Origin of the sequence: Mesorhizobium silamurunense, from assembly GCF_014843905.1 — a bacterium.
Classification (GTDB): Bacteria; Pseudomonadota; Alphaproteobacteria; order Rhizobiales; family Rhizobiaceae; genus Mesorhizobium; species Mesorhizobium silamurunense.
The window spans coordinates 1-13,150 of record NZ_LPVS01000259.1; the positions used below are offsets into that span (position 1 = coordinate 1).

Sequence of the window (13,150 nt, forward strand, 5' to 3'; positions counted from 1 at the left end):
GACCCCGAAACCTTACCTGAGTTCCGCCGCCCGTCGCCTCATGGGATCTTTCTCCTATTGCAGAGGAGATGTCTGCGAAGCGGTCGGATGAGGCGTATCCAGCTTGGCAATTGCGTTTTGCCAGTCAACAATCCATGGCAATGTGCGCCTGCGCCAATAGCAGACGGGACTGACGGCCATGACACGATGGAACCCCGCCGCGCTCGCGGCGCTTGCATCCACCATCATCCTGTGGCCCTCTGACGGCGTGCCGGCGGGCAGTGTCCATCCCGGCCCGATGGCACGCGCGGAAGCCTTCGCCCGCGCCGAGGCGCTGACGGCGCTCGGGCGGCAGATGTTTTTCGATCCGTCGCTGTCGGCCTCGAGCAAGCAGGCTTGCTCGTCCTGCCACGATCCCAACCATGCCTTCGGCCCGGCTTCCGCCGCGCCGGTCGAGCTGGGCGGGCCGAATCTCGACCAGCCCGGCCTGCGCGGCGTGCCGTCGCTGCGCTACCTTCAGGTGGCGCCCGCCTTCACCGAGCATTTCTATGATTCCGAGGACGAGGGCGACGAAAGCGTCGACAACGGCCCGACCGGCGGTCTGACCTGGGACGGGCGCGCCGACCACGGCAAGGACCAGGCCAGTATCCCGCTGCTGTCTCCCTTCGAAATGGCCAACAAGGACGAGGGAGCCGTTGTCGCCGCCTTGCGCAAGGCGCCCTATGCCGATGCCTTCAAGGCTGTGTTCGGTGACGATGTCTTCGACCATCCGCAAGATGCCTTCGACGCCGCGGTCGAGGCGCTCGGCACTTTCGAGCAAAGCAGCGCCGATTTCTATCCCTATTCCAGCCGCTACGACGCCTTCCTCGCCGGCAAGGCGCGGTTGACGGCACAGGAGCTGCACGGCCGCATGCTGTTCGAGGATGGAAACAAGGGCAACTGCGCAAGCTGCCATCTGAGCGAGCCCGCCAATGACGGCGAGCCGCCGCAATTCACCGATTTCGGCCTGATCGCGATCGCCGTGCCGCGCAACCCGGCGATCCCCGCCAATGCCGACCCCACCTATGTCGATCTCGGCCTGTGCGGGCCGCTGCGCAGCGACTTCAAGGGCCGGGCCGAATATTGCGGCCTGTTCAAGACGCCGACGCTGCGCAACGTCGCGCTGCGCAAGAACTTCTTCCACAACGGCCGCTTCCACACGCTGCGCGAGGCTGTCGCCTTCTACGCCAGCCGCGACAGCGATCCCGGCCGCTGGTATCCGAAGAGTGCCGACGGCACGGTCGACAAATTCGACGACCTGCCAAAAGCTTACTGGGGAAACCTCAACACCGACCCGCCCTTCAACGGCAGGAAACCCGGCGACAAGCCGGCACTGACCGACGCCGAGATCGACGATATTGTCGCCTTCCTCGGCACGTTGACCGACGCCGACCAGGCGGGGCAGTGAGGCAGCTCGAAGCGCACCGCAGACCGGCAGATGTCCGCCGGCCAAAATAATCGGTGGACGCCTCTTGTTTATGTGGCCTTCGTCACAGCGCCGCCAGAAAGCGTCTGCTACATTAGCGTCTCTTCAGAGCGGGGGCTCGAATGAGATTCGTTGCGGTGCAGGAGCCGCCTCATCATAGCTGGGCGGTGTTTGACACGACCAATGACAAACCCGCCGAACATGCCGGGCGCGTGCTCATCGGTCTGACGTCGCTTGAAGCCCGGCGGTTCACGGCCGCGGCCAACGATGATGCGGAATGCCGGGAGATCAACCTCCTGGGGTGGCGTCAAGGCGGTAATGTCCCTCGCCATCCGCCGGAAAATGGCGGACGAACAAACGGTTGAGACGACGCGCTGCCGGATTGATTCAGGCCCCTCGCACGGCCGGCGCGTAGCGATTCACCACCATGCCGCAGGCATAGGCTTTCGAGCCGACGAGCTTCAGTCTGGCGAAGCCGCCCTGGTCGAAGATGCGGCGGCCGGCGCCCAGCACCGCCGGATTGATGAAAAGCTGGAACTCGTCGACCAGCCCGGCCGCGATCAGTGCCGAGGCGAAGCCGGCGCCGCCGAAAACGGCGATGTTGCCGCCCTCGCCCGCCTTCAGCGCGTTGACCTCGCGCGGCAGGTCGCCGCCGGCGATCCGCGTGCGTTCCCACCGCGAGGTCTTCACCCTGTCGCTCAGCACCACCTTCTCAGCTTCGACGATGCGCTGGGCGAAGGCGTAGAAGCGGTCCTTCGGATATTTCCTCGCCGCATTGCTCCAGTGGTTGAGGTAGCCCTCCTCGGCCATCTTGCGACTCAAGAGGATGGTGTCGACGGTTTCGAAGGCGGCGTTGAAGTCCTGCTTCAGCTCGTCGTCCCAGTCGCTCTCGTCGCCCCATTCCCAAAGTTGCCAGCGACGATCTTCATCGGCGCCGACGAAGCCGTCGACCGACATCTGCATTTGCAGGATGAGCTTTTTCATCTCAGGTCCTCCTCATGTTTCCGATTGATTTACTTTTGGAACCGTTGACGCATTGGGCGAATGGTGTCAATAGTAAAGTGATTTAAAAATGGAACCAAATTTATGTCGACCAGAGAAAGGTCCGGCTGCCCGATCAGCCTTTCGCTCGAGCTTATCGGCGACCGCTGGACGCTGCTCATCATCCGCGACCTTATCTTCGCCGGGAAAAGGCATTTTCGCGAGTTCCTGCAGTCGGACGAAGGCATCTCGTCGCGAACGCTCGCCGAGCGGCTGCAGACGCTGCAGGAGGAAGGCATCCTCACCCGCAGCGACGACCCGACCCACGGGCTGAAAGCGATCTACCGGCTGACCGAAGCCGGCATCAACCTACTGCCGGTACTGGCGGCGCTCGGCGCGTGGGGCAGCAAATATCGCAAGGCCAACGATGATCTTGCCCGGATTGCCACTGAGCTGGCGGCCGGCGGCGAGCCGGTGCTGGCGCGGATGAAGGATAAGCTGAGGGCGGAGCATTTGGGGTAGCAAAGATCGTCCAAGCGAAATCTATTCGTCCGATGTTGCGACGCCGGCGATTGGCGAAGCCCGCGGCGAAGGCGCCCCTCTCCCCGTCACTATGCGGGGAGAGGGGCCGTTCCCGCGACGGCGCCCTTCTTCAACGCTGGAAGATTGGCGAAGGCCGGCGCGACATCCGATCTCCTGCCTTGTGGGGGAGATGGCCGGTTCACCCTCCGCAGCAGTTGCGGAGGACGGGCAGGCCAGAGGGGGGTGCTGTCCCGCAGCCGCCCGCGATTGGCATCGGTCTCTTTGCCCCTGTCAGCAAGCTTCACGATCGGCCGTTTCCGCTTTGCCCTGCCTGCGCTAGATTCGCATTGCAACAGGATCGCCATCGCCATGATCGTCCAGGCTTGCATCAACGGCGCCCGCCCCGCCGATTTCCATCCGGCGCTTCCGCTCGACCCGGACGCCATGGCGCGCGACGGCGCGGCCTCGATCGCGGCGGGCGCGGCAGAACTGCATCTCCACGCGCGCGGCGCCGACGGCCGGGAAAGCCTCGCCCCTGAAGCGATGGACCGGACGGTGATGGCGCTGCGCCGCGCCTGCCCCGGCACGCTGATCGGCGTCTCCACCGGCGCCTGGATCGAGAAGGACGACAGGCGCACGCTGGCGGCCATCGCCGGCTGGCATGAACTGCCCGACTATGCCTCGGTCAACCTCAGCGAGGCGGCGGCGCCCGAAGTAATGGAGACTCTACGCAACCGCGGCGTCGGCATCGAGGCCGGGCTCGCATCGATCGGCGACGCCTTGCGGCTCGCCAGCCTCGACCATGGCGGGCGGGTGCTGCGCGTACTGATCGAGGTTTCCGAGCAGACGCTGGACGACGCATTCGCGGTTGCCGAGGGCATCGAAAAGGTGCTGCAACGCGAAGGCATCCGACGCTCGATCCTGCTGCATGGCGAGAACGCCACCGTGTGGCCCTTCGTCGAGCGGGCGGCGGCACGGAAATTCTCGACGCGCGTCGGACTGGAGGATGGGAAGGAATTGCCGGACGGCAGCGTGGCCGGCGGGAATGTGGCGCTGGTGAAGGCGGCGGTGGGGATTTATCGCTCCCGGTAGAGAGCATTAGCTAGGCTGGCGGGACAGAGGGCGCCGTGGAGCGCTGACGTTTGTTTGCTTCGATGGGCCAAGAGCAGCCACCCGGCCGCTCCATGCGTCTCGTCCGTCAAGCCTGCCACACCGCCAGATCCGCCAGGATTCGTGCCTTCACCGCAGTGTCGGCATAGCTCGCATGCACCGATGTCGCGGCTAGCTGGCGGATGGTTTCGCCGTCCCAGGCGAAGGTCTCCGCGCAGGCGGCGTAAGACGCTTCAAGCGTCGTGTCGAGCAGCGCCGGATCGTCGGTGTTGATGGAGACCGGAACACCGGCCTTGCGCAGGGCATCGATCGGATGCTCGGCAAGCGATGGATAGACGCCGAGCGCGATGTTGGAGATCGGGCAGACGCCAAGGGGAATCCGCCTCTGCGCAAGCAGGTCGACCAGAGCCGGCTCCTCGATCGCCCGCACGCCATGGTCGATGCGATCGGCGCCAAGCAATTCGATGGCGTCGCGGACACCCTCGGGACCGCTCGACTCGCCGGCATGGACGGTCCGCCGCAATCCGGCCGTGGCGGCGCGGCGGAAGGCCTCGACGAAACGCGGGCCGGTGCGGCCGGCGGCCGCTTCGTTGCCGTCGATCGAAAGGGCAACGACGCGCGGGTGCCTGATCCTGCTCAGCAACTCCACCAGTTCGATCGCTTCCTCCGCGGACTGCGTGCGCAGCAGGCTGACACAAAGCCCGACCGGCGGGTATCCATCCTGCTCGGCGGCCGCAAAACCCGCATCGAACGCGTCGATCATTCCGGGGATGTTCCTATGCCAGTGCGGCCAGTGGGTCGGGTTGACGATGACGTCGGCGTAGCGCACGCCGCTTTTGGCCATTCGCCGCGCAAATTTGTAGGCGGTGACGGCCAGTTGCTCACGCGTGCGAAACGTGCCGCACAGCCAATCGAGCATCTTGAGAAAGCTCTTCAGATCGTGCGCCTCGAAGAGCCTGTCGCGCGGGGCACGCAGCGGAATGCCGGCCTCCTCGCAATTCCTGATCACGTCGTCGGCCTCGAAGCAGCCCTCGACGTGGATGTGCACTTCGGCCTTCGGCAGCGCGATGTAGTCAGTCAATGAAGCCTCCCGAGTTCGCTTGCCGCATCAAACCACGAAAGATCCGGTCCGCGTTTCAAGAAATGATTGAAAGAATTGCGCTCGATGACAGCCAATCACCTCCCTTGCGGGGGAGATGTCCGGCAGGACAGAGGGGTGTGAAGGAACGCCGGCGCAGGCGAATTATTTCTATCCGATACCTTTCCATCGGCTGACGCGGCTGAGGACGGTTGACAGGTCGGCAGGACAGCACCCCCCTCTGGCCTGCCGGCCATCTCCCCCGCAAGGGGGAGATTAGCTCTCAACCCTCACTGCGTATCCGCGTGCGCCCTCAGCTCCGCCCGCTTCTCGTCCGACACCACGGCGAGGTCGAGCACCTTTTGCAAACCCGCGGCATGGCGGAAGTTCGGCTCGGTCTGAACGCCGCTCTTCACCGCATCGACGAAGCGCTGGTAGTTGGTCGGCACGGTGCCGGCGTCGAGCTCTTCCCATTTGGCGTTTTCGACATTCTCGCCAGCGCAGGCCTTGAGCAGCGAGCCGTTCAGATTGTGCACCACCTCTATGCCGCCCTTGTCGCCATAGATGCGCAGCCGAAGCTCGTTGAGGTGTCCGGTCGCCCAGCGGCTGGCATGCACCACGCCGAAGGCGCCGTTGGCGAAATCGAGCGTCATGGCGAAGCTGTCATTGGCGTCGAGCGCGTAATCGCCGATGCGGTTTCCCGGCGCCTTGTCGAAGGCGCGCAGCCGGCAGAAGACGTGGTCGATGTCGAGGGCCGCGCCATAGCTCGCGAAGTCGAGGATGTGGATGCCGACGTCGCCGAGCACGCCGTTCGAGCCGTGGCCGCGCGACAGCCGCCACAGCCATTTCGGATCGGTGCGCCAGTCGCCCCAGAATTTCGACACCAGCCAGCTCTGCAGATACGACGCCTCGAGATGGCGCACCGTGCCGATCTCGCCGGCCTGCACCATCTGGCGCGCCTTCTGCAACGGCGCCACGTTGCGGTAGGTGAGGTTCACCATGTTGACGACGCCGGCGGCTTCCGCCGCATCGGCCATCTCGTTCGCCTTGCCGAAATTCTCGGCCAGCGGCTTTTCGCACAGCACCGGCTTGCCAGCGTTGATCAGCGCCATGGTGGTCGGGTGGTGGATGCGGTCGGGCGTGACATTGGCGACCGCGTCGAAATCGCCCCAGTCGAGCGCCGCCTCCAGCGAGGTGAAGCGCTTCGGGATCTTGTAGGCGTCAGCGTAATCGCCGACGCGGGCGGGATCGACATCGACGGCGCCGACGATGTCGACGCCCTCGATTGCGCTGAAGCGGCGGGCATGCTCCTGCGCCATCCAGCCGGTACCGAGTATCAATAGCCGCATTATGCCTCTCCAAGCGAATTGGTTCGATTCAATTATGTGGGCGGATGTGATCTACGTGTAATTTGCACGCAATTCCAGACGGAAAAACGCGTCGCGCTTTTCCTCGATGCTTTTAGCGAAAGCCGGCCTCGCCGGACGCATGCAGCTTGCCGCCGCGCTCGACGATCGGCTCCAGCGCCTTCTCGACCGGTACGTTCGGCGCATCGAGGATGGCCGGCTTCGAGCCTTGCGGGTTGTGCGCCCACTGCACCGCATTGCGCAGCACCTTGTGGACGGTGGCGTCGTGATAGGTTGGATAGGTCTCGTGTCCAGGGCGGAAGTAGAAGACGTTGCCGGCGCCGCGGCGGTAGGTCAGGCCCGAGCGAAATACCTCGCCGCCCTGGAACCAGGAGATGAAAACCGTCTCCAGCGGCTCCGGCACGGCAAACTGCTCGCCATACATCTCCTCATTCTCGAGCTCGAAATACTCGCCGATGCCTTCGGCGATCGGATGGCTGGGGCTGGTCACCCAGAGCCGCTCGCGCTCGCCGGCCTCGCGCCATTTGAGCGTGCAGGGCGTGCCCATCAGCCGCTTGAAGATCTTTGAGAAATGGCCGGAGTGCAGCACGATCAGCCCCATGCCTTCGAAGACGCGGCGGGCGACGCGCTCGACCACCTCGTCGGCCACCGCGCCATGGTCCTTGTGGCCCCACCAGACAAGCACGTCGGTTTCGGCAAGGCGCGTCTCCGGCAGACCGTGTTCGGGCTGCTCCAGCGTCGCGGTCGAGGCGGAGATCGCCTTGTCGGCGTTCAGCGCGGCGGCAATCGTGGCGTGCATGCCTTCTGGATAGATGCCGGCCACCACCTCATTGGTCCGCTCGTGGATATTCTCGCCCCAGACGACAGCGCGTATTGTCATGAATAGCCTCGTGTATGATTGTTGAGGTGGAGCCGCCCCGCGCCATAGATAGCGTCTTCGGCTGGCATTGGAAGCGGTTTTTGCCCCTCGCTCTGCTGCGCGTGCAGCCCAGCCCGAAAGCCTCCTCAGCGAACAACAGCATAGGTCCTTATGCTTCCATTTTGATTCAACCTCCTCCACCCAATTGGCAAGCGCCCTTTCCCGTGCGCAATATTGGCCATGGGCGAAGTGCTTGCAGGGCTGGCGATCTTTGCTTGTCTGGCCGGGGCCTCGCTGGTCAGCCTCATGGTGCATGAGCGCTTCCCCGCTCACCATCTTGGCGACGACACCAGCGCGGTGGTGCGGCTTGCCGCGAACCTCTTCGTGGTTATGTCCTCGCTGGTGCTTGGCCTGATGATCAACTCGGCCAAGAACACGTTCGAGTCCATCAACGGCAACGTCCACAGCTTCGCCACCGATCTCATTCTGCTTGACCGAACGCTCCGACATTATGGACCGGAGGCGGACAGCGCCCGGCAATCGCTCACCGCCTACCTGCAGCGCGTCGTCGACACCTCCACCGCCGACAGCGACACGACCGTCGTCCCAAACAGGCTGTCGGAACTGCTGCTCAATCAGGTCGGCGACATCCTGGCGGCATTGTCGCCTACGGGCGCCAAGCAGACCGCCGCGCAGCAGGCCGCGACACAGCAGCTGCAGAAGGTGATCGAACAACGCTGGATACTGGCCGAGCAGTCCGAGGGCGCCATCCCCGCGCCGCTGATCGCCCTGCTCGTCGCCTGGCTGACGCTGATCTTCGCCAGCTTCGGATTCCGGGCACCGCGCAATGGAACTATCGTCTTTACATGCCTCATTTCCGGGGCGCTGGTGACCGCGGCGATCTATCTGATCATCGACATGAACAGCCCTTTCTCCGGTCCGATCCAGGTCTCGCCGGCGCCCCTGCAAAGGGCGCTGGCGGAACTGACGCAGTGAGCTCAAGTCCGACTGAACATCTCGATCAAAAGCTTCGCCGCCACCGCCGCACCGTCGGCGCGGATCAAACGGGTGACCTCGCCCGCCCGGGTGCGGGTTTCCGGCACCATCGCCTTATCCAGTGCCACGGCCAATGACTCCGCAGTCGGCGTCGGTCCGTCATGCGCGGCACCGATCCCGAGCTCGGCCACGCGCCGCGCCCAGTAGGGCTGGTCACCGATCTGCGGCACCACCACCTGCGGCGCCCCTGCCCGCGCGGCGGCAACGGTCGTGCCGGCGCCGCCGTGATGGATGACTGCCGCCACCCGGCCAAACAACGCCTGCTGGTTGATATCCCCGACGGCGAAGCAATCGTCGCGATCGTCGATCAGGCCGAGCTCGGCCCAGCCATGCGCGATGACCGTGCGCCGGCCCCTGGCGCGGATCGCCTCAATGGCAGTGCGCGCAGCCTCGCTGGCGACAGCAATGGAGCCGAAGCCGACATAGACCGGGGGCGAGCCGACATCGAGAAACGCCTCCAGCCCGTCAGCGAGCGGCCGTGCGTCGGGCAGGATCCAGGCGCCGGTCTGCAGCGCGTCAGTCAGGTCCGAGGGCAGCCACGGCCCCAGCATCGGGTCGCAGGCGAGCAAGACAGGATCGCCGAAGACATAGTCGCGGACATTCTCCACCGCGGGCAATCCGAGCGACGCGCGGTGGCTGTTGATCGCTTCGCCGAACAGCGCGTTCTTGGTCGCGATATCCGTCTTCCACAGCAGCCGATTGTCGGTCACGCCGGCTGGAAGCGGATGTCCCGGATATTCGTGCGGCCGGTGATGTGCCGACGGCAGCCAGATGGGACAGAAGGTGCCGAGGATGTAGCGCATGCCCTTCTGCTCGGCGATCAGCCGCGCGGCGGCACAAGAAGGAAGAAGGCCGCACGCCACCACGGCATCGCAGCCTTCGGCGGCTGCGGCCAGCGCTTCGTATTGCCTGGCGACGATCTCGGCCGCCTGGCCGGAGATGAGCGCGGCAACGCTCCCGGGCGACGCCGATCTCCTGCGCCGGATCATCTCCTTCACCCATTCGCGCACTGGCGAGAAGGCCGGCGCCAGCGGCACGCCGGCGCGGGCGCACAGCGCGGCAAATTCCTCATCGCCAGGGACACTCACCCGCACCTCGGCGCCGAGCGCCTGCAGTCGCTCGCCGAGCGCCACCACCGGCTCGACGTCGCCGCGCGAGCCGTAAGTCGACAACAAAATCCGCATTCAGGAATTCCCTCTCCTAAAAATCAGGTCAAGGGCAGCGTACATACGCCATGGCCGGGGTCTTGCCGCAAGCCGGGGGTGCGCCATATCTATGTTCTGGGAGGGGCAGTTCTTCCTTCCCGTGCCCAAAACTCAATGGAATTGATCGCCGCCGCACCTGCAAGCAGAGTCCTGAAGGCATTGAACGCGCGCGTCGACCGTCCTCCGCGCCGATAGCGGCAAAAGACCGTGAATCGTCAGAGATCGAAGGCAGGCTACCGGCAACAAGGCTGCCGCCGGTACAATCGCGTTGGATCAGCCTTGGCGGCCTTCCTGGGCGACCTGGGTGGGCGACCTAGTCAGGCGCGGGACGACGACGAGGCGCTTGATCTTGCCCTTCTTGTAGGCGGACAGGAAGCGCTGATAGTCCTTGAAAACGAGGCAGCCATTGGATTCGGCGCGGCCGCCGCGTAGCATATAGGTGTGGGCGAGCAATCCGTCGCGGCCATATTTGTTCTTGCCGCTGGCCGGCGTCAGCCGGATCGCCTCGACGCCGTGGAAGCGCGATTCACGCATCGACAGATTGTAGGTGTCGGGCGGCGTCGGGCCGACATTCTTGCGATCGACGAAGCGCGGCTGATCGACCATTGAGCCGAAACCCGAATGGGCCTCCAGCCGAGAGCCGTCCGGCATGTAGACCGTCTTGGCCGAGATGTCGTAGACGGCGACGCCATTGCCGGTCGAAGGCCCGTTGAACAGATTCCTGAAGGCATTGCCGAGGCCGCCGCGCTCGGGCGTGTCCGGCCTGGCGTAGGCGAGCATCTCGGAAGCCTGCGCCTTGCCGCGCCTGGCGGGCTTCGAGTCCGGCACGAGGGCCGTCGAGCCCGGCACGCCCGGAAGCGCCTGGTCGGAATTCCTCATCGAGCGCGGCGTCTGCAGTCCTTGTGCAGTGTCGGCAACGGACGGCTGCGGCTTGGCAGGCTCCGGCTTGGCAGCTTGGGGCTTCTGGGTTGCCTGCGGCTTTGCCGGCTCGGGCTTCCGCGCGGCATTCTGTTCGGGCTCCTCGGTCGCGCGCTCGAGCGTGGCGCGCGGCCTCAGGCCCGGAACGGCGATGCTGTCGGGCAAATCATCCTGCGACGGCAGCGAGGCGACCTGCACTTCGCCCTGGTTTCCAGCGGCTTGATTTCCAGCGGCCTGCCCCGAGGCTTCGGCATCATCGGAGGCGCCGGCCGTCGCGTCGGGCGCACGGGTGTTGGCGAGCGCGACCGCGGTCGGCACGTCGACCGTCTCTTCGGGCACGACATTTGCCAGCGCCAGTGCCAGCTCGGACGCACGCTGGACATCGACCTGGTTCGAGCCGAACCGTGCCTCGGCCGGACCGCTCAAGGTCGGGTCGGTCTGGGTCGGGTCGGTCTGGACGGCGCCGCCGAAGCGGCTTGCCGACGGCAGGCTCGCCAGCAGGAAAGGCGCGCTCTCGGCACGATGGAAGGCATCGGCGAGTTTCTGCGGCGAAAGCCCGGCGCGCTTGATGACGCTGTCGAAACGGTCGGCGGCGTCCGCGGCGGAAGCCAGCACGACCTTTTCATGCGATACGCTGTCGGGAGCCGCCGGCTTCAGCCGCGCGGCCTTGCCGTCATGGGCTGAGACCGAGGGCGCGAAGCTGGTGGCAATGCTGAGGCAGCCGGCATCGCAGCCGCGGGTGAGCGAGCCCGTCTTGTAGGCGCCGGCCGCGGCAAGGCGGGGCGCCCAGGCATTGACGAGCTTGCGACGCTGGTCGCCAAGCGCAATGCTGCGCGGCGCAAGCAGGCTCTGCGGCAATCCGTTGGATGCGGCGGTGAGCGAGGTGCTCACGGAATAGAGGCCGGCCATGGTCGCCACCGACCATAGAACGAGCGCTCCGCCGATGGCGGGCACCACGACCCAGCGTTGGCCGGATCTCTTCGAAGTCAAACCCCTCTCAGGAGTGTCACCCCGGTTTTTCAAACGCAAAAACGCCATACGACCACTCTCAATCGGCATGCCGGTTTGCGGACCTGGCACCCGTCACGATCACAGTTCGCCTGGTGCCCCCTGCACCTTCACGCGCCTGTTGCCGATTGATTCAAAAGATGGACAAAGATGGTTAACCAATCCCTCCACCAGCCGCCAATCTGGCGACGGTCCATACGAAAAAGAGCCCTCCATGGTCTCCGCCACGGTAAAAATGCTCGCCTTCGCCCGCTTTTGCTGCCCGTTTTTGCGGGCCGAGTCAAGCAAGCGCGAAGGTTCTACCCTTTCGGGCGATCGCCGGCTAAGGGCGGATTGAGGTTAAAAAACGGCAGGAAGAGCCTGGCGCGGTGAGGTGCGACATCTTTTCGGGAACAGAACGCAACGCGAACCCCGCGGCAGGAAGGAAGATTTCGCCGTGTGCCCGAAAATCAATGACAGAATTATCAAGCCAGATGGCTTCACGCCCTGGCCGCGCGGCGCTTCGAAAGCGACTGCCACAACTCCGCTTCGGCGGTGAAGCCGTCCTGGAAAGCTTCGATGACGTGGCAGGCAAGCTGTTCTCTTTGGTCCCCGTCCTTAAGGGCCAGACGGCGCTCGTCGCACAACTGGTTAAATACCCTCTGGAGAAGCTCCAGCTCGACTGGCGTGAATATGCCGCTGTGTTTGGTGAAAGCCATGACGCTTCCCTCCCCCTTGGATGGGCGAAAGCGCGATCTACTCTTTCAAGCGTCCGTGTGCCTCGGCTCGGTGCGGACGACGAGTCAATTCTACACCTTTCGAGGCGGCGTAGCGACTCGTTCGCAGTCGAAATTTCAAACCGACCCACTACCCGTCGTCCGACGCCCCTCTGGCCTGCGGGGCGCCTTGAGCCTTTCAGCCTTTGAATCGCTTACCCGGTCCAACTATTTGTTTTTACGCAATTCCTGACGGAAATCGCTGCGCACTTTTCCTGAATGCTTCAAACACCGGCAAACGTCGGGTATTCAGCGCATCTGGTCCGGTTCGTCGGCGACCCCCACATGATGCCGATAGACCATTCCCCAGCCCTTCCAGCCGGTGAACAGAAGGATGAGAACAACGATCAGCGACAGGATGAGGCCAACCGGCAACACCGCCGCCTCGCCTTGGGCATATCGCGTGTACCAGTTGTAAAGCTCGATCAGGACGACGATCACGTTGCCGCCGGCGTGAAGCCATACGTCCCGAAGATTGCGGATCTGGGCATCGCCCATAATGTCGGTCAGGCCGGCAAGAGCGGCCAGCGCGGCCATGATCAGACCGGCTCCCAGCAGCCAGAGCGAAGCGGTGACCCAGCCCGGATTACCGGTCCGCCAGAAGATGAGGTCGCAAACGAAGGTCGCGACGAAGAAGGCGATCGGGAACGGTATCAGCATTGCATGGACAGGATGGCCGGCAATGCTTGCCGTGCTGTGCGGATTGTGGCTGATCGTTTCGTGGGTCATCGTATTGCCTCCCGGAGGCGTGGCGAGCGCCGCCTCAGGCCACAGCACAACTCATCACGGGCATGGCGGCAAAGAGCCGGACTAAATATCGAACTCCGATTGCCCCGGAATGTTCCAT

General features: G+C 64.5%; 13 protein-coding genes. 5 read left to right on the top strand and 8 right to left on the bottom strand.

Annotation, left to right across the window (positions count from 1 at the left end; all coding sequences use genetic code 11):
• Window positions 1-178 precede the first annotated feature (178 nt).
• Both AU465_RS35445 and AU465_RS35450 read left to right on the top strand, forming a co-directional pair.
• Window positions 179-1,426: a cytochrome-c peroxidase gene (locus tag AU465_RS35445; protein ID WP_192258070.1), complete on the top strand. Its 1,248-nt coding sequence runs from the start codon at window positions 179-181 to the stop codon at window positions 1,424-1,426.
• Window positions 1,427-1,566: 140 nt separating this feature from the next.
• Entirely contained in the window at window positions 1,567-1,809 is a 243-nt protein-coding gene (locus tag AU465_RS35450) for a hypothetical protein (RefSeq protein ID WP_192258072.1), read from the top strand.
• 22 nt (window positions 1,810-1,831) lie between these two features.
• Here the strand turns inward: AU465_RS35450 and AU465_RS35455 are convergent, their stop codons facing one another.
• Window positions 1,832-2,428 carry a dihydrofolate reductase family protein gene (locus tag AU465_RS35455; RefSeq protein ID WP_192258074.1) on the bottom strand — a complete coding sequence of 199 codons (597 nt, stop codon included), beginning with the start codon at window positions 2,426-2,428 and terminating at the stop codon, window positions 1,832-1,834.
• A 102-nt stretch (window positions 2,429-2,530) separates the two neighbouring features.
• Between AU465_RS35455 and AU465_RS35460 the strand changes: the two genes are divergently transcribed.
• Window positions 2,531-2,947 (top strand): winged helix-turn-helix transcriptional regulator, encoded by a 417-nt coding sequence (locus AU465_RS35460; protein WP_192258076.1) that lies wholly within the window; start codon window positions 2,531-2,533, stop codon window positions 2,945-2,947.
• 369 nt (window positions 2,948-3,316) lie between these two features.
• The gene (locus AU465_RS35465; RefSeq protein ID WP_192258078.1) at window positions 3,317-4,039 is read left to right on the top strand and encodes a 3-keto-5-aminohexanoate cleavage protein; all 723 of its coding nucleotides are present in this window, start codon (window positions 3,317-3,319) and stop codon (window positions 4,037-4,039) included.
• 106 nt (window positions 4,040-4,145) lie between these two features.
• Here AU465_RS35465 and add read toward each other — a convergent pair whose 3' ends face one another.
• From add to AU465_RS35480, 3 genes are all read right to left on the bottom strand, one after another.
• Entirely contained in the window at window positions 4,146-5,138 is a 993-nt protein-coding gene (gene add / locus AU465_RS35470; protein ID WP_192258080.1) for an adenosine deaminase, read from the bottom strand.
• A gap of 287 nt (window positions 5,139-5,425) precedes the next feature.
• Window positions 5,426-6,484 (bottom strand): Gfo/Idh/MocA family protein, encoded by a 1,059-nt coding sequence (locus tag AU465_RS35475; protein WP_192258082.1) that lies wholly within the window; start codon window positions 6,482-6,484, stop codon window positions 5,426-5,428.
• 112 nt (window positions 6,485-6,596) lie between these two features.
• Window positions 6,597-7,382, bottom strand: coding sequence for a ThuA domain-containing protein (locus tag AU465_RS35480; RefSeq protein WP_192258084.1), 786 nt, complete (start codon window positions 7,380-7,382; stop codon window positions 6,597-6,599).
• Between the two features lie 219 nt (window positions 7,383-7,601).
• Here AU465_RS35480 and AU465_RS35485 point away from each other — a divergent pair, with 219 nt between their 5' ends.
• On the top strand, window positions 7,602-8,357 hold the full coding sequence (locus tag AU465_RS35485; protein WP_192258086.1) for a bestrophin-like domain: 756 nt from the start codon (window positions 7,602-7,604) through the stop codon (window positions 8,355-8,357).
• 2 nt (window positions 8,358-8,359) lie between these two features.
• On the opposite strand, the gene AU465_RS35490 is transcribed toward AU465_RS35485, so the two are convergent.
• The 4 genes from AU465_RS35490 to AU465_RS35505 form a co-directional block, all read right to left on the bottom strand.
• Entirely contained in the window at window positions 8,360-9,601 is a 1,242-nt protein-coding gene (locus AU465_RS35490; protein ID WP_192258088.1) for a glycosyltransferase, read from the bottom strand.
• Between the two features lie 294 nt (window positions 9,602-9,895).
• A complete protein-coding gene (locus AU465_RS35495; protein WP_246506738.1) occupies window positions 9,896-11,530 on the bottom strand; it encodes a DUF2778 domain-containing protein in 1,635 nt (544 codons plus the stop codon).
• A gap of 497 nt (window positions 11,531-12,027) precedes the next feature.
• Complete coding sequence (locus tag AU465_RS35500) at window positions 12,028-12,246, bottom strand: RNA-binding protein (protein ID WP_192258090.1); 219 nt, start codon at window positions 12,244-12,246, stop codon at window positions 12,028-12,030.
• A gap of 306 nt (window positions 12,247-12,552) precedes the next feature.
• Window positions 12,553-13,032 (bottom strand): DUF2231 domain-containing protein, encoded by a 480-nt coding sequence (locus tag AU465_RS35505; RefSeq protein WP_210325408.1) that lies wholly within the window; start codon window positions 13,030-13,032, stop codon window positions 12,553-12,555.
• Between the last annotated feature and the right edge of the window lie 118 nt (window positions 13,033-13,150).